This is a genomic window from Ventrimonas faecis, assembly GCF_040096075.1.
GTDB classification, from domain to species: Bacteria; Bacillota; Clostridia; order Lachnospirales; family Lachnospiraceae; genus Brotaphodocola; species Brotaphodocola faecis.
Genome location: NZ_JBBMFJ010000007.1, coordinates 29,768 through 46,037, shown reverse-complemented (window position 1 = coordinate 46,037; position 16,270 = coordinate 29,768). Strand labels below are relative to the sequence as shown.

Sequence of the window (16,270 nt, the reverse complement as noted above, 5' to 3'; positions counted from 1 at the left end):
GTGGCGAAAAGTAGTCAAAGCTAGAAAATTCCACACCAGGTTTTGGAACTATTTTATTTTTTGAAGGAAGCTCTCTTACGCATGGTCGGATCCAGGATCTTCTTGCGGATACGCAGGTTCTCCGGGGTTACCTCAAGAAGCTCGTCGGTATCGATGAACTCCAGGCACTGCTCCAGGCTCATGATCTTCTTCGGAACCAGCTTTAATGCCTCATCGGCGCTGGAGGAACGGGTGTTGGTCAGCTTCTTGGTCTTGCAGACATTGACCTCAATATCCTCGGTCTTCGGGTTCTGGCCGATGACCATACCGGAATAAACCTTCTCGCCCGGTCCTACAAAGAGGATACCGCGCTCCTGTGCGTTGAACAGACCGTAGGTGATGGTCTCGCCGCTCTCGTAAGCGATCAGAGAACCGGTCTTACGGTAGCTTAAGTCACCCTTGTACGGGCCGTAGCCATCGAAGATGGTGTTAATGATACCGTTACCCTTGGTATCGGTCATGAACTCACCGCGGTAGCCGATCAGGCCTCTGGCCGGAATGGAGAACTCCAGACGGGTATAGCCGCCATTTGCCGGGCTCATGCCCTGCAGCTCGCCCTTTCTGGAAGTCAGCTTCTGGATGACTGCGCCGGTAAACTCTTCCGGAACGTCAATATAAGCTAACTCCATCGGCTCTAACTTCTGGTTGCGCTCGTTATATTTATACAGTACCTCAGCCTTGCTGACTGCGAACTCAAAGCCCTCACGGCGCATGTTCTCGATGAGGACAGACAGATGCAGCTCACCACGGCCGGAAACCTTGAAGCAGTCCGGAGACTCAGTCTCCTCTACACGCAGGCTGACATCGGTGTTCAGCTCACGGAACAAACGCTCTCTTAAATGACGGGAGGTCACAAACTTACCTTCCTGGCCTGCCAGCGGGCTGTCGTTTACCATGAAGTTCATGGAAATGGTCGGCTCGGAAATCTTCTGGAACGGAATGGATTCCGGATTTTCCGGGGAGCAGATGGTATCACCGATGTGCAGATCCGCAATACCGGATACAGCCACGATATCACCGATGGTTGCTTCCTGAACCTCAACACGCTTTAAGCCATCGAACTGGTACAGCTTACCGATCTTGACTCTGCGCATCTTGTCCGGATCATGATGGTTTACGATAACACAGTCCTGATTTACCTTCAGGCTTCCGTTGTCGATCTTGCCGACACCGATACGGCCAACGAAATCGTTGTAGTCAATGGTGCTGATGAGCATCTGGGTATCTGCGTCCGGGTCTCCCTCCGGAGCCGGGATGTAGTCTACGATAGTCTCAAACAGCGGGCTCATGTCTACTTCCGGATCGCTCAGCTCCTTCTTTGCGAAACCTGCACGGGCAGACGCGAAAATGAACGGGCAGTCTAACTGCTCGTCAGAAGCGTCCAGGTCCATGAACAGCTCTAATACCTCATCGATAACAGCTTCCGGTCTTGCCTCCGGACGATCAATCTTGTTGATGCAGACGATAACGGACAGGTCCAGATCCAGGGCCTTCTGCAGAACGAACTTGGTCTGCGGCATCGGTCCCTCGTAGGCGTCTACCACCAGGATAACGCCGTTTACCATCTTCAGAACTCGCTCAACCTCACCACCGAAATCCGCATGTCCTGGGGTGTCGATGATGTTGATCTTCTTATCTTTATAAAATACTGCGGTATTCTTGGAAAGAATGGTAATTCCACGCTCACGCTCGATATCGTTGGAATCCATAACACGCTCTGCTACTTCCTGATTGGCACGGAATACACCGCTCTGCTTTAACAGCTCGTCTACCAGGGTGGTTTTACCGTGGTCAACGTGGGCAATGATCGCGATGTTACGGATGTCTTCTCTCTTCATTTTCATAATCGTAATCTTCCTCTTTCTTTAGGCGAAAATGCGCATCGGCGCACTCTCTTAAGCTTTAAAAAAACTAAGGACTTGTTGCCAGGTCCTTAGTTCACGTCTATCATCACAATTTATTAATATAGCATCACGCATAGCGGATTGCAAGACTTTTTTCCGCAATCCCAGGCTTTTTTCTGTTTAAAATTTAAAACAGCACCAGTTCTCCATCCGCAAAGCCATAATAACATTCTTTTTCCCGGGTCATGACCGCTTTTCCACCGGTTTTCTCGGTGATCTGAGCCACCAGGGATCCTTCTTTTTCCAGCGGCACCATACAGACTACATCCACCGCGTCCGTGTACTGGGTATCCAGAACCGGAATCTCCATCTGGGCGGTGATGTACTGAATCTTGCCGATGCCATTGTAATCGGTATGGATCTTTAATTCCACGCCCGGGCATTTCTCCACGATCACGCTGTTTTTAAGCCCTTCCTGCACCGCACCGGAGTAAGCCCGCACCAGGCCGCCGGTTCCAAGGAGCGTTCCACCAAAATAACGGGTCACCACCACGCAGATATTCTTCACTTCCGCGCCCAGAAGCACATCTAACATCGGGCGGCCCGCGGTCTGGGCCGGCTCGCCGTCATCACTGCAGCGCTGCACCTGTCCGCGCTCGCCAATGACATAAGCCGAGCAGTTGTGTCTGGCATCCCAGTATTTCTTTTTCATCTCATCAATGAAGACCACCGCCTCCTCCTCGCTCTCCACCGGTCTTGTGGTGGCAATGAAGCGGGATTTTTTCTCGGTCAGTTCGCCCTCTCCGCCCTCGAAGAGGATTTTATATCGTTCCATCATGGGTATACTTCCTATATATCATTAATCTTGTTTCGCTCCTATCTTACCAGTAAATACGGCTTCTTGCAAGGAGTTATGCTGTTCCACCGTCATACGTTGCATTGTAACGCCCGTTTTGGTATAATCATAATTGGATTTTTATAGAAAAATCCCGACAACAAAGGAGGATTCCTACATGAATTATGGAAAAGACGCGACAGAAAAGCGTCTGCAGGCCGTAAACTCCCGGAGCCGCAAATACCGCTCCCGGATTTTTCTTACCTTTATAAAGACCTGCTGCGTGCTCTGTCTGTTTAGCGTTCTGGTCATATCCAGTATCGGCATCGGTATTGTCATGGGCATCATCGACAATTCCCCGGAGCTGAATGTGGACAGCATCGTCCCCATCGGCTATGCCACCACCGTGTATGACAGCGCCGGTAACTTAACCGACACTCTGGTAACCGCAGGCTCCAACCGGGAAGAAGCTACCTACGATGAACTCCCGCAGGACCTGATCAACGCTTTCGTTGCCATTGAGGACTCCCGCTTCTGGACCCACAACGGCATCGACCTACGCTCCATCTCCCGTGCCGCGGTCGGTGTGCTGACCGGCGAGAACCGCGGAGGCGGAAGTACCATCACCCAGCAGCTCATCAAGAACAACATGTTCAATGGCGGTATGGAGACCAGCTTCGGTGCCAAGTTAGAGCGAAAGCTCCAGGAGCAGTATCTGGCCTTACAGCTCACAAAATCCATGGACCGCAAGCTGATTTTAACCAACTACTTAAACACCATCAACTTAGGTAACAATGCCCTGGGCGTCAAGGTAGCGGCAAGGCGGTATTTTAATAAGGATATTTCTGACCTGACGCTCTCCGAGTGTGCGGTCATTGCCGGAATCACCCAGAATCCGTCCCGCTTAAACCCCATCAGCGGCCAGGAAGCCAACGCGGAAAAGCGCAAGGTCATCCTGCAGTATATGTTTGAGCAGGGGTACATTACCAAAGCGCAGCAGGAGGAAGCCCTGGCAGACGACGTATACGCCCGCATCCAGATGGTGGACAATGTCTCCAAAGAGAACTCCACTCCGTACAGCTATTTTACCGACGAGCTGACCCAGCAGGTAAAGGATACGCTGATGGAAAAACTGGGCTACACCGAGACGCAGGCCCACAACCTGCTCTACAGCGGCGGACTTCAGATCTACACCACCCAGGATCCGGCCATCCAGGCCATTGTAGATGAGGAAGTCAACGATCCGTCCAACTACTCGGCTGCCCGCTACAGCCTGGAATACCGTCTCTCCGTAACCCATGCGGACGGCTCCACCGAACATTTCTCGGAAAAGAACTTAAAATCCTGGCACGCGTCCACCTTAAACGCAGGCTGGGAAGGCCTTTACAACAGCGAAGCCGAGGCGGACGCCGATATTGAAGCCTATAAGGCGGCTATCCTGCAGGAAGATGACACCATCATCGGAGAACGTTCCAGCAAGGTGCTGCAGCCTCAGGTTTCTTTCGTGATCATGGACCAGAAAACCGGACAGGTCAAAGCCATCAGCGGCGGCCGCGGTACCAAGACGGCCAGCCTGACCTTAAACCGTGCCACTGATACTACCAGACAGCCGGGTTCCACCTTCAAGGTCATCACCGCCTTTGCCCCGGCGCTGGATACCTGCGGCGCTACCCTGGGAAGCGTTTATTACGACGCGCCATTCACGGTAGGAACCAAAACCTTTAAAAACTGGTATAAGCAGGGTTATCTCGGCTACTCCAGCATCCGCGACGGTATTATCTACTCCATGAACATCGTTGCCGTGCGCACCATGATGGAAACCGTAAGCCCGCAACTGGGCGTGGAATACGCCAAGAACTTCGGCATCACCACTCTGACCGACACCGACATGAACGCGGCAACTGCCCTGGGCGGCATCACCAAAGGCGTAACCAACCTGGAGCTTACCTCGGCCTTTGCTTCCATTGCAAACGGAGGTCTTTACACCAAGCCGGTATTCTTTACCAAGATCCTGGATCACGATGGAAAGCTGCTCATTGACAATGAGCCGGAGACCCACCGGGTTCTCAAAGATTCCACCGCATTCCTGCTGACCGATGCCATGAAGGATTCCATGCAGGCCAACCGCATCTTCGCAAGCTCCGGTGTCAGCGTCAGCTCCACCAGCACCCGCGCGGCACTGCCGAACATGTCCGCGGCCGGCAAGAGTGGTACCACCAGCAACAACAACGATATCTGGTTTATCGGCTACACACCTTACTACACCGCCGGTGTGTGGGGCGGCTGCGATGAAAACCAGAAGCTCACCGCCCAGAACGGCGGCACCTCTTACCACAAAGATATCTGGCGCAAGATCATGACCCGCGTGCACGAAGGCTTAAGTGATCCGGGCTTCACCGTGCCGGACAGCGTGGAAACCGCCGAGATCTGCCGCAAATCCGGCAAGCTCGCGATTCCTGGTGTCTGCTCCCATGATCCGCGCGGAGACGCCGTCTACACAGAATATTTCGCCAAGGGAACCGTTCCGACCGAAATGTGCAACACCCATGTGCTTGCCACCGTCTGCAGCGTCACCGGACTTCTTCCGGGTGCCAACTGCCCGAAGACCTCCCGCGTGCGCATTGCCCTCCCGGCAGATGAGGAAGGCGAAACAGACGATTCCAAATACGCAATGCCCACCAGGCACTGTTCCGGTCACACCAGTGTGACGGTTGATCCGTCTTACTTAGGTCCGGATGAAGCCGGCGATGGCTCCGGCAGTTCCGGATCTGGCAGAACCGGTGTTGTCCCCGGTCTTGGACCAGGCGGCACCAGCACCAGGCCTTCTTCGGGAGTGTCGAACGGCCCCGGACGGGACTGATCGTTTTCTTTCATTCTTTTATACCAAAAACGCTGAGGCATTTTAGCCCCAGCGTTTTTTGATGTCCCTCATATTCTGTTTTTTGTTCTTTTACAGCATGGTTCCGATGCTGTATCCAATCAGTGTTACTACAAGCGGTGTAAGAATCATCATGAGAATACCATATTTGTAAATCTGATTCTTGCTGCTGTACTCATTGCCATGGAGCATTGCAATAACGGCAAAGCTGGACGGCATCAGATAAGCGGCAGAACCACAAAAGCTGGTTACCATGGAGATTGCTACCAGATTCACCACACCAGTGCTCATGCCAAGGGCAACGCCCAGGCCGGTCATAACGGTGATGGTGGACACATTGGATGCAAAGTTCGTCATAAATACGGCTGCATAGGCAATGATCAGCACTACGGCCATCGTCGGAACATGGCTGATAAGCGGGCTGATATAGGCAGACATAAACGCGTTCACGCCGGTTTCCTCTGCGCAGATTACACTTCCGAAATATACACCGATACTGATGAAGATCAGGATGCCCCAGTTGATGTGCCTGTTCACGATATCGCGCACATCAATAAGCGGCTTGTTGTCAATGCTGATGATACCCATCAGAACGACCGATAAGGTTGCCCAGAAGGTGATGCCATAGCTGTTCAGGGTAGTCACGAATGCAGCGTCCGGAATAAAGAGCTTTAAGAAGCCCGGTATAATCCAGAGAAGGACGGTCAGGAAAAATACAAATACGGTTACCTTCTCTCTTAAATCCATCGGTCCCTGCTGATCCAGGACTTTATTTACGTCAAAGTCCTTAAATCTGCTGAAATCTGGTTTTGCCAGCAGACGCACAATCAGTGCCATCAAAATGAACAGGACAATGCCGGTCGGAATACCGAACAACAGATACGTAAACAGGCTGATGCTCTGTCCTGTAGCAGATTCATACACGCCAAGTCCAAGAATGATCAGAGAATGGGAAATCGGAGTCATGGCACCGCCGATATTAACTCCAAACAAAGTGATAATGTTGGTAATATGCGGATAACTGTCCTCCCTTGTATACCCCAGTTCCTGGTAGATACGGTTTACAAATGCCAGCATAAAAGCTGCTGCCGGAACCTGATCAATGAAAGCGCCAAGAATCATACCAAGAATACCAAGGGAAATGGTGAAGGTCCAGGGATTCCGGTTCACAAATTTCTGACTCATAAATTTTGCGACCAGGCGGGAAGTGAAGCCGGATTCATTTAACGCATGTGTCATGATAAAGGTCATCAGCACAAAGTAAACAACCCAGTTTCCAAGGCTTCCGCCAATTGCGCCATTCAGCGTTGTAGCTCCGGTTCTTGACAAAAGTACGACCGCCAGCATGGCCGGCCATACCGTATCCACTGCTGAAAGCAGGATTACGGTAGAAATAAAGACACCGATCACACGAATACCTGCAGTTGTCATGGGTGCCGGTGCCGGCATCGCCCAAAAAATAGCCACGATAAGAAGACAGAGCGCAATCTTGATCAGTTTCGGCTTTTCCATACTAAATTTCTGTGTCATCATTCAACCCCTCCTGACTTACATATTTTCTTTCGGCAGATCCCACTGGCAGAATTTCCAGTATGGCGCATTGACCCGTTCCCGGTACGCATCCATATTCACTCCGTGCCAGTCATAAAATCCCTCTCCCGCCTTCACTCCGGTCTTACCTTCCGCAATCAGTTCATCAATACATTTCGGTACCGTCTTGGTATCACTGATGATTGGGAACAGATTCCGGCATGTTGTCCGGTTCAATTCCAGACCACCGTTATCGAAATGCTCAAAAATGCCAATAGACGTATAACGCGGACAGAAGCTGTACTGGAGTGCCCGGTCAATATCTCTCGGTTCTGCAACACCTTCCTCCACCAGTGCAAGAACTTCTCTCCACAGCGCAAACTGCAGGCGGTTTCCGATAAAGCCGGGAGTCGGCTTCTTTAACACAACCGGTTTGCGGTCCAGTTCTTCCAGGAGCCTGTATACATACTCGATAACACCCGGAGCCGTATTCTTTCCCCCACATAACTCGAAATACGGGACCATATGTACCGGATTGAATGGATGCGTTACAATGATCCGATCGCCATATTTTTCACAGGTTTCTGCAAGAACATCCGGTACAATGGAAGAACTTACAGAACAGATGGCCTTTACTTTCGGACAGGTTTCCTCCAGAATATGGTAAATCCCGTGCTTTACATCCGGATTCTCCAGTGCGCTTTCAAATACGATCTCCGCGTCCGCCATATCCTTGTAGTCACTGGAAATAACGAGATAGGTCTTGCAGATATCTGCCTGTTCACTGGTTGCAAGTCCATGTCCTACCATACTTTTCCAGTGATTTTCATAATCATTCAGACACCGTTTAGCCGATGATTCGCTGCGGGCATAAACCACTGTTCTGAATCCATGGCCTGTAGTCAGTACCGCCAGGCTGGTAGCGATGATTCCAGTTCCGACAATTCCAATTGTGCGTACCTCTTTGCCCATGATATGTTACCCCCTTTGTTTTGTTAATTTTTTATCACTATCTGTATCATATCATGTTCGCATTTCATCTGCAATTCGAATTGCGCAGTCATCATATCCAGAATGGAATAGATTGTCTTATCTACTCTTTCCATTTCAGAATAAATGAGTTATAATAATAGTCAGGTTTTATAGTAATCTGACATTTTATAAAGAGGTGTTCATCATGCCAAACATTCAATATTATCAGGAATTCGCAGCACTGTCCCACTACTTAAGCTTCTCCAAAACTTCGGAAGAGCTCTGCGTATCCCAGTCTTCCCTCTCCAAGCATATTGCTGCGCTGGAGCAGGAACTGGGGCTGACCTTATTCATCCGCAATTCCAAAAACTGTGCCCTTTCCGATGCCGGACGTGAAATTCTTCCCTATGTGGAACAGCTGCTGGAAGCCCATCGCAGCATTGAGCAGATTGGTCAGGAGCAATACCGCAAGCTTGCGCAGCAGCGAAGGAATCCTCAGATCTGCATTGCCTCCTGCCCACTGATCGGAGCTTACCGGATTGCGGATTTCATGGCCCATTTCAGCACCCTGCATCCGGAGATTGCGGTCGGCACCTCTGAGTTCGAACCAGGGCTGATTCCCCAGATGCTGAATTCCGGTGATGTAGAGCTGGCCTTTGTCCGTCCCTTTCGGACCGGCATGTCCGATTATGATTCCATCGAGTTTGTGCGCGAAGACATTATCGCGGTACTCCCAAAAAGCCATCCGCTCGCGCAGGAATCTTTCATTCCGCTGGCCGCACTGAAAAATGATCCCATGATTCTCATTGGGGAACAGGCCGAACTTCACTATGTCTGCATGCAGCTTTGCCAGAAAGCCGGTTTTTCTCCCGCCTCCCGCTTCAACGGGCTCCGGCCGGACAATATCATGGCTCTGGTCTCTCTGAATATGGGAGTTGCGCTGCTGTCGCAGAATTTCTACGAGTATTACAAACGGAAAAATACAGTCGGAGTCCGTATTATGCCAACTGCTTCCACCTCTATCCGGCTAATCCGGAAAAAGGGCCATAAACTTTCCAGACCAGCACAGATTTTCTGGAATTTCATCAAAGAAGATTCAAAAAATATACATAAATAATCAGGGGGTATTCACATGCAAAAGAAATTTAAATCCGGCACTTTTCTCCCGGACAGTCTCATCTCCTGCCGCACCCTTTACAAGGCCAACGGCTTCTCCAACGATGACATGTCCCGTCCCATCATCGGTGTCTGTAATTCCTTCACGGACATTGTTCCCGGCCACCGTCATTTGAAAGAGCTGGCTGAGCAGGTCAAATACGGTGTTTACCGCGCTGGCGGCACACCGGTCGAATTCGGCTGCATTGCCGTATGCGACGGTGTCTGCACCACCCACAGCGGTGCCCGCTACTCTCTGCCGTCCCGCGAGCTTGTGGCAGACAGCATTGAGACCATGGCACGGGCTCACCGGCTGGACGGTCTGGTACTCATCGGTTCCTGCGATAAAACTGTTCCGGGCATGCTGATGGCAGCCGCAAGACTGGATATTCCGTGTATCTTCCTGGCCGGCGGCTGCATGCTGGGCGGCCAGTCATTCGGCGGCAAACGCAAATCCGACTCCACCTCCATCGAGGAAGCCTATGGTATGTACCAGGTCGGCAAGATCGACCACGACGTTCTGGAAGACATCACCGAGCTCTGCTGCCCGACCGTCGGTTCCTGCCAGCATATGGCCACTGCAAACTCCATGTGCTGCATGGCAGAGGCTCTGGGCTTAAGCCTGCCGGGTTCCGCGGCAATTCCGGCTGTCTATAACGACCGTATCCGCGCGGCACTTCTCTCCGGCGAGACGGCTGTTCATATGGTATTAAATGGCATCACATCCCGGGATATCCTGACTCCGAAGGCCATCCGCAACGCCATCATGGTCCTTATGGCAACCGGAGGCTCCACCAACTGTGTCATCCACACCCTTGCCATTGCCCACGAGATCGGTCTGGATTCCAAGACTGTCATGGGATGGTTTGAAGAATACGGAAACAACATCCCACTCATCTGCCGCATCAATCCGGCTTCCAAGGAATTCGACGCCGAGGACTTCTACAAAGCAGGCGGCATTCCGGAGGTTCAGCGCCAGATGAAGCCGCTTCTGTACAACGACTGTATGACCGTGACCGGCAAAACCATCGGCGAAAACGCCGCAGCCTGTCGCAGTCTCTACCCGAAGAACCCGGAGGTCATCACCTCCCTCGAGAAGCCATTCTCCACCCTGGCAGGACTTGCCATCATGCACGGCAACCTGGCTCCGGACACCGCTGTAGCCAAACCTGCTGCTGTCGCGGAGGAAGTGCGCCACTTCACCGGCAAAGCCATCTGCTTCGACAGTGAGGACGCAGTCAGCGATGCCATCGCAAAACAGCTCATCAAGCCAGGTCATGTAGTGGTAGTCCGCTACGAGGGACCGAAAGGCGCTCCGGGCATGCCGGAAATGTTCAAGCCGATGAAGCTGCTCTACGGCCAGGGCTTAAACAAGTGCACCGCCCTCATCACCGACGGACGCTTCTCCGGCACCAACAACGGCTGCTTCGTGGGCCACATTTCCCCGGAAGCCGCAGCCGGCGGCCCTATTGCCCTCATTGAGGACGGCGACGAAGTCGAGATCGACATCCCGAATAAAAAACTGGAACTCCATGTCTCCGATGAAGAGCTTGCCCGCAGAAAAGCTGCATTCCACTATGAACCAAAGGAAGTGGACGGATATCTGAAACGATATGCGCTGCACGCGAGAAGCGCGGACCAGGGCGGAGTGATTGTGGATTAACAAACTATCTGTACACAAAAGGCGCGGAAACTGTCTGGCTTCCGCGCCCTTTCTTTGATTATTCGGTTCTTTAGAAAAAAACATCCTCATCCACGTCTTCCGGTTCCTCTGTATCCGGTCTGATCTGAATCCCTCCATATACATCACTATTAGAAACTACAAAAGGTGGAACCACTATACAAAAAAGTTCTGAAAAGGGTTTCATTTTCCTTTTCAGAACTTTTTCTCCATTTATTCTTTCATCTTCGGCTTAAACACCAGCGCCCCCAGATACCCGAACACCAGCGCCGCGGCGATTCCAGCAGAAGCGGCGGTCAGACCGCCTTTGAAGATTCCAATGGGTCCCTCTTCTCCGAATGCCTTTTCTACACCCTTCCACAGGGTATTTCCAAAGCCGAGAAGCGGCACCCCTGCCCCGGCTCCGGCCCATTTCAAAAAGGGTTCGTAAAGGCCCAGCCAGCCTAAGATATTGCCCGCCACGACCAGCGTTACCATGACCCGACCAGGCATCATTTTGGTACGGTCTAACAGAATCTGCGCCAGGGCACAGATGATACCGCCCACCAGAAAGGCACGGACCAGCTCCATCACCACACCGCCACCAAAACTTCCCGGGCCGCCTTCTGCTGCGCCAGCCATCATACTGATTATGCTATGATTCAGAATCATTTCACACCTCCATCCGTTCCAGCATCACCGCATGAGCGATTCCCGGGATGCTCTGTCCTTCGTTATAGCTGACGGTGGAGAGCAGCGCACCGGTTGGCACAAACAGAACCCGGTTCCACTCGCCCCGCATCAGTTTCGGCAGAATGTGGGCGCACAGGGTTACTGCGGAGCAGCCGCAGCCGCTTCCGCCAGAGTGAACATCCTGCTCGCCCCGGTCATAGATTTCCAGGCCACAGTCCATGTGTTTTCCGGTAATATCATAGCCGCTGTTCTTCATAAAATCCAGAAGTGCTTTCTGCCCTACCGCTCCCAAATCCCCGGTGATGATACGGTCATAGTAAGAGGCATCCACACCAAAATCCTCAAAGTTGCGGCAGATGGTATTCCAGGCCGCCGGAGCCATGGCAGCTCCCATGTTCATGGAATCCTTGGTTCCCATGTCCACCAGCTTTCCGGTGGTGATGCCGGTGATCGCCACGCGAAATCTGTGGTCTGCTGCACAAAGCACCTGGATCTGCTTCTGCTGCGCCGCTTCTGTTTTCTTCCCCACATTAGTTTCTGCCTGTTTTTCTTCCGTTCCCAAAGCTTTTTCACTACCCGCTTCTGTTTGCCCGCTTTCCAGCACCACTGCCCCGCACCCGGTCACGGTCCAGGTGGCGCTCTGCGCTCTCTGGTTCCCGTACCCCAGCGGAAAACGAAACTGTTTTTCTGCCGTCGCGTAATGGCTGGAAGCCAGGGCCAGTACACGGTCCGCATATCCGGCATTTACGCACATGGCCCCCAGGCCCAGCGCCTCTCCCATGGTGGAACAGGCTCCGTAAAGGCCAAACAGTGGAATTTCCAGATCTACCGTACCGAACGAGGTGGCAATCAGCTGTCCCAGAAGATCTCCCGCAAAGAGATAGCGCACCTCTCTCCGGTGGATATTTCCCTTCCCCAGCGCCAGATCTGCCGCCTGCTTCTGCATGGCACTCTCCGCCTGTTCCCAGTTTTCCATTCCAAACATTTCATCCTGCTCTTTGACATCAATTCCGTCCGCCAGCGGCCCCTGTCCTTCCTTTTTCCCCGCGACCGAAGCCCAGGACGCCACAAACGCCGGATGTTCAAACCGCAGACTTGCCTTTCCCACCTGCATAAAAAACTCCTTTCCTGCTGCATTCACTCTGAACTTAGTATGCGCAAAAAAGGAGTTTTTATCAAAAATAAGTTACTACACAAAAAGCTGAATTACGATCAGATTTTATCATCTCTGAAAGCAATTCAGCTTTTTCAGTTTACAATGGATTATTTCTATGTGTTATAGTTATGCCGCTACTGCCTCTTTTTCTCTCTTCGCTGCCTGGTATCCGATCACGCATACTGCGCCTACCAGAACCAGTCCGATGAGGTCAGTCAGGCTGCCAGGAACCAGAAGGGTCAGGCCGCCAACCACGCAGAGGATGCGCTCCCACCACTTCATGTTGCGGAATACGAAACCGCTTAAACCTGCTGCCACACCAAAGATACCAACGATGCTGGTGATGGTGATCATCACAACTTCCGGGATGGTGGTGTTGATGAACAGCATAGCCGGGTTCATAGCGATGATGTACGGTACGATGAACGCTGCGATAGCAAGACGACTTGCGTTGAACGCGGTTTTCATCGGTCCTGCTTTCGCAATGGCGGCGCCTGCGTAGGCGGCCAGTGCTACCGGCGGAGTGATATCTGCCACGATACCGAAGTAGAATACGAAGAAGTGTGCTGCCAGCATCTCCACGCCAATTTCCGGGCTCATGAGGATCGGGGCACAGGTTGCTGCCATAATGCAGTAGGTTGCGGTGGTCGGAACGCCCATGCCCAGCACGATACAGCAAACCATGGTGAGCAGTAACGCAATGATCATAACACCTCCGGATGCGGATACGATGGCACGCAGAAGCTTGGACGCAAGACCGGTGGAGGTAATGCAGCCTGCCACGATACCAGCCATGGTACATGCGGACGCTACCGTGATGGTTCCCTTACCCCCTGCTTCCAGGGCGTCAACGATCTTGCCCAGTGAAATGCGGTTGTCGGAGTTGAACAGGCCAACCACGATGGTTACCAGGATTGCGATGGCTGCGGAGCTCTGCATGGTACGGGTACCGTTGGATACCAGAATCACCAGGACAACTAACGGAGCCAGCAGATAAAGTTTTTTCACTAAATAGCTGAATTTCGGGAGACTTTCTTTATCAAGGCCTTTTAATCCCAATTTCTTTGCCTCTAAATGTACTGCAATGTAAATGCCCGCGAAGTACAGAATGGCCGGAAGGATGGCCAGAACCGCGATGCGGGAGTACGGAACGCCGGTGTACTCTGCCATCAGGAATGCGGCTGCGCCCATGATCGGCGGCATGATCTGTCCACCGGTGGAAGCCGCTGCCTCAACTGCACCTGCAAATTCCGGTTTATAACCGGTCTTGATCATCATCGGGATGGTAACAGAACCGGTGGTTACGGTATTGCCTACGGAAGAGCCGGAAACCATGCCACACAGTGCGGAGGAGATCACGGCTACTTTAGCCGGGCCGCCACAGGAAGAACCTGCCACACAGTTTGCCAGATCAATGAAGAATGCGGAGATACTGGTTCTCTCCAGAAACGCGCCGAAAATGATGAATACTACAATGTATTTCTGACATACGTTGATCGGGGTGTTCATGACACCGTTGGTGGTGTAGAACAGATCGTAAACAACTTTACCAAAGCGGACATTGGCGAAGGTGTAGATGAGCAGAGCGCCTACGACAAAGAGGATCGGCAGGCCGACACAGCGGCGGCAGAGTTCTACTAAAACCAGGATTGCCATGATGGCCAGAGCCAGCATGAACGGGTCTTTGGAAATGACGCTGTAGCTGGTTAAGAGAATCTTCTGGGCGTTTGCCACAAAGTACAGGAACGGGCCTGCGCCTGCCACCATCAGCGCTACATCATACCACGGAATGTGGTTCACACGGACATGGCCTTTTTTGATCGGATAGTTTAAAAATCCGATGATAACAATCAGTGCCAGGAATAAGCTTAAACGCACCTCCGGGAGGCTCTTGTCTACCAGGGTCAGATAAATGCAGAACAGGGAGAATGCTGCCATCAGGAAACGGATCACGGTCTTCGGCTTTCCTTCCCATACACGGACATTGGATTCCCTGTCATATTTTTTCATGACCGCATCGACATCCTCTGCGGTTCCGGTTAAGCCGTCGGCTGCCGGTGCCGTGTTCACTGCGGCTTCTGTTTTGTGTTTGTTCAGAAAACTCATAATCGAATCCCCTTCCTATCCATTCTACAGGCGCCTCCGGATTCCGGAAACGCCTGATCAGCTTTTCGGTTTCTTATTTGGTCGGTACAGTCAGGCCTTTTTCTGCGAAGTATTTTGCTGCGCCTGCGTGATACGGAACTGCAGTTACGGAAGCTGCAAAGTCAAGATCCAGTTCGTTCTTCTTGTCATGTCCCAAGGTATCGATGCTGTCGTAAATGCCTGCTACAAAGTTGTAAATATCGTTCTCATCTACGTCATCCTGTGCAACAACCACTGCACTGACTGCAACGGTGGTTGCGTCTTTCTCCAGGCTATATGCGTCTTTTGGAATCACATATTTGGTGTAGTAAGGAGAAGCTGCCTCAAGTTTTTCAATGTGCTCGTCATCTAACTCTACCAGATATACGTCTCTGGTGGCGGCCAGGGAAGTCACTGCGGTGGTCGGTGCTCCGGCTACGATGAAGGCTGCATCGATTTTGCCATCCTGCATGGCCTCTACGCTGTCACCGAAGGACTGGTAAGTAGGTTTGATATCGTCAATGGTCAGATCATAAGCACCCAGGCAGTCCAGAGCGTTGAAGTAAACGCCGGAACCGGAATCGCCAACGGATACGGTCTTGCCCTTTAAGTCAGCCACAGTCTTAATGTCCGGATCCAGGGTTACGATCTGTACCTGCTCCATGTAAAGCGCTGCCACAGTGGAGAAGCCGTCGATTTTGGCACCCTCGAACAGGTTGGTGCCGTTGTATGCGTAAGACATAACATCGGACTGTACAAAGCCAAGCTGTGCATCGCCTGCGTCCATGGCCTCAATGTTGCCCTTGGAACCCTTGCCGACAATGGCGGTCACGGTGGTGTCAGTTAAGTCGCTGACCTGACCTGCGATTACGCTTCCGAATCCGTAGTAGGTACCCTGGTCGCCGCCGGTGGTAAAGATGAGTTCCTTGCCGCTTCCTGCCAGGCCGATCTTGTCTGCCGGTGCTGCTTTGGTATCTGCCGCACTGTCTGCTGCAGTGGTATCTGCTGCCTTGGTATCAGCTGCGGTGGTGGATGCGGAACCGGAGCCGCCGCATGCGGTGAGGGATGCTGCTGCCATCATAGTTGCCATAACCAGTGCCATATTCTTCTTCATAATCGTTGTCCTCCTCAGTGATTGTATTCCAGCGTACACTTTTCTTTCCTGCTGTTTTTCTTTCAACTTGGTGCCAATTATAGCACAGGTTATTTTGAATATCAAGCTTATTGTTGTAATAGTTACAGCTTTTTAGTTGTGCTTTTTCGCGCTAAACTGGTAAAACAATTGAGATTGACAAAATTTTGCAAAGAAAAAGAAGCCAATGTGACTGCTCACATTGACTTCCTTCCTGTTTAAATAAACGGATGCTTTCTATTCTTAAGTTTT

The 16,270-nt window shown here is 51.9% G+C and carries 11 protein-coding genes; 3 read left to right on the top strand and 8 right to left on the bottom strand.

Annotation, left to right across the window (positions count from 1 at the left end):
- Positions 1–53: 53 nt before the first annotated feature.
- A complete protein-coding gene (gene typA, locus WMO41_RS05090; RefSeq protein ID WP_349228830.1) occupies positions 54–1,883 on the bottom strand; it encodes a translational GTPase TypA in 1,830 nt (609 codons plus the stop codon).
- 187 nt (positions 1,884–2,070) lie between these two features.
- Positions 2,071–2,721 (bottom strand): YigZ family protein, encoded by a 651-nt coding sequence (locus tag WMO41_RS05085; RefSeq protein ID WP_349228829.1) that lies wholly within the window; start codon positions 2,719–2,721, stop codon positions 2,071–2,073.
- 175 nt (positions 2,722–2,896) lie between these two features.
- Between WMO41_RS05085 and WMO41_RS05080 the strand changes: the two genes are divergently transcribed.
- Positions 2,897–5,578 carry a transglycosylase domain-containing protein gene (locus tag WMO41_RS05080; RefSeq protein WP_349228828.1) on the top strand — a complete coding sequence of 894 codons (2,682 nt, stop codon included), beginning with the start codon at positions 2,897–2,899 and terminating at the stop codon, positions 5,576–5,578.
- A gap of 90 nt (positions 5,579–5,668) precedes the next feature.
- Here WMO41_RS05080 and WMO41_RS05075 read toward each other — a convergent pair whose 3' ends face one another.
- Together WMO41_RS05075 and WMO41_RS05070 are read right to left on the bottom strand one after the other, a co-directional pair.
- Complete coding sequence (locus tag WMO41_RS05075; RefSeq protein ID WP_349228827.1) at positions 5,669–7,129, bottom strand: SLC13 family permease; 1,461 nt, start codon at positions 7,127–7,129, stop codon at positions 5,669–5,671.
- A gap of 15 nt (positions 7,130–7,144) precedes the next feature.
- Positions 7,145–8,098: a 3-hydroxyacyl-CoA dehydrogenase family protein gene (locus WMO41_RS05070; protein ID WP_349228826.1), complete on the bottom strand. Its 954-nt coding sequence runs from the start codon at positions 8,096–8,098 to the stop codon at positions 7,145–7,147.
- Between the two features lie 205 nt (positions 8,099–8,303).
- Here WMO41_RS05070 and WMO41_RS05065 point away from each other — a divergent pair, with 205 nt between their 5' ends.
- Together WMO41_RS05065 and ilvD are read left to right on the top strand one after the other, a co-directional pair.
- Positions 8,304–9,215, top strand: a complete 912-nt coding sequence (locus WMO41_RS05065; protein WP_349228825.1) for a LysR family transcriptional regulator — start codon at positions 8,304–8,306, stop codon at positions 9,213–9,215.
- Positions 9,216–9,230: 15 nt separating this feature from the next.
- Complete coding sequence (gene ilvD, locus WMO41_RS05060; protein WP_349228824.1) at positions 9,231–10,916, top strand: dihydroxy-acid dehydratase; 1,686 nt, start codon at positions 9,231–9,233, stop codon at positions 10,914–10,916.
- Positions 10,917–11,147: 231 nt separating this feature from the next.
- On the opposite strand, the gene WMO41_RS05055 is transcribed toward ilvD, so the two are convergent.
- The 4 genes from WMO41_RS05055 to WMO41_RS05040 form a co-directional block, all read right to left on the bottom strand.
- The gene (locus WMO41_RS05055; protein ID WP_349228881.1) at positions 11,148–11,504 is read right to left on the bottom strand and encodes a SpoVA/SpoVAEb family sporulation membrane protein; all 357 of its coding nucleotides are present in this window, start codon (positions 11,502–11,504) and stop codon (positions 11,148–11,150) included.
- A gap of 82 nt (positions 11,505–11,586) precedes the next feature.
- Positions 11,587–12,720, bottom strand: coding sequence for a stage V sporulation protein AD (locus WMO41_RS05050; protein WP_349228823.1), 1,134 nt, complete (start codon positions 12,718–12,720; stop codon positions 11,587–11,589).
- 168 nt (positions 12,721–12,888) lie between these two features.
- Positions 12,889–14,868: a TRAP transporter permease gene (locus WMO41_RS05045; protein ID WP_349228822.1), complete on the bottom strand. Its 1,980-nt coding sequence runs from the start codon at positions 14,866–14,868 to the stop codon at positions 12,889–12,891.
- Between the two features lie 73 nt (positions 14,869–14,941).
- Positions 14,942–16,000, bottom strand: a complete 1,059-nt coding sequence (locus WMO41_RS05040; RefSeq protein ID WP_349228821.1) for a TAXI family TRAP transporter solute-binding subunit — start codon at positions 15,998–16,000, stop codon at positions 14,942–14,944.
- Between the last annotated feature and the right edge of the window lie 270 nt (positions 16,001–16,270).

Bases quoted from the DNA above. Each gene is read 5' to 3' on its own strand.
- WMO41_RS05040 (WP_349228821.1), bottom strand. From the start codon at position 16,000: ATGAAGAAGAATATGGCACTGGTTATGGCAACTATGATGGCAGCAGCA.
- WMO41_RS05045 (WP_349228822.1), bottom strand. From the start codon at position 14,868: ATGAGTTTTCTGAACAAACACAAAACAGAAGCCGCAGTGAACACGGCA.
- WMO41_RS05075 (WP_349228827.1), bottom strand. From the start codon at position 7,129: ATGATGACACAGAAATTTAGTATGGAAAAGCCGAAACTGATCAAGATT.
- WMO41_RS05050 (WP_349228823.1), bottom strand. From the start codon at position 12,720: ATGCAGGTGGGAAAGGCAAGTCTGCGGTTTGAACATCCGGCGTTTGTG.
- WMO41_RS05055 (WP_349228881.1), bottom strand. From the start codon at position 11,504: ATGGAGCTGGTCCGTGCCTTTCTGGTGGGCGGTATCATCTGTGCCCTG.
- WMO41_RS05080 (WP_349228828.1), top strand. From the start codon at position 2,897: ATGAATTATGGAAAAGACGCGACAGAAAAGCGTCTGCAGGCCGTAAAC.
- WMO41_RS05070 (WP_349228826.1), bottom strand. From the start codon at position 8,098: ATGGGCAAAGAGGTACGCACAATTGGAATTGTCGGAACTGGAATCATC.
- WMO41_RS05065 (WP_349228825.1), top strand. From the start codon at position 8,304: ATGCCAAACATTCAATATTATCAGGAATTCGCAGCACTGTCCCACTAC.
- typA (WP_349228830.1), bottom strand. From the start codon at position 1,883: ATGAAAATGAAGAGAGAAGACATCCGTAACATCGCGATCATTGCCCAC.
- ilvD (WP_349228824.1), top strand. From the start codon at position 9,231: ATGCAAAAGAAATTTAAATCCGGCACTTTTCTCCCGGACAGTCTCATC.
- WMO41_RS05085 (WP_349228829.1), bottom strand. From the start codon at position 2,721: ATGATGGAACGATATAAAATCCTCTTCGAGGGCGGAGAGGGCGAACTG.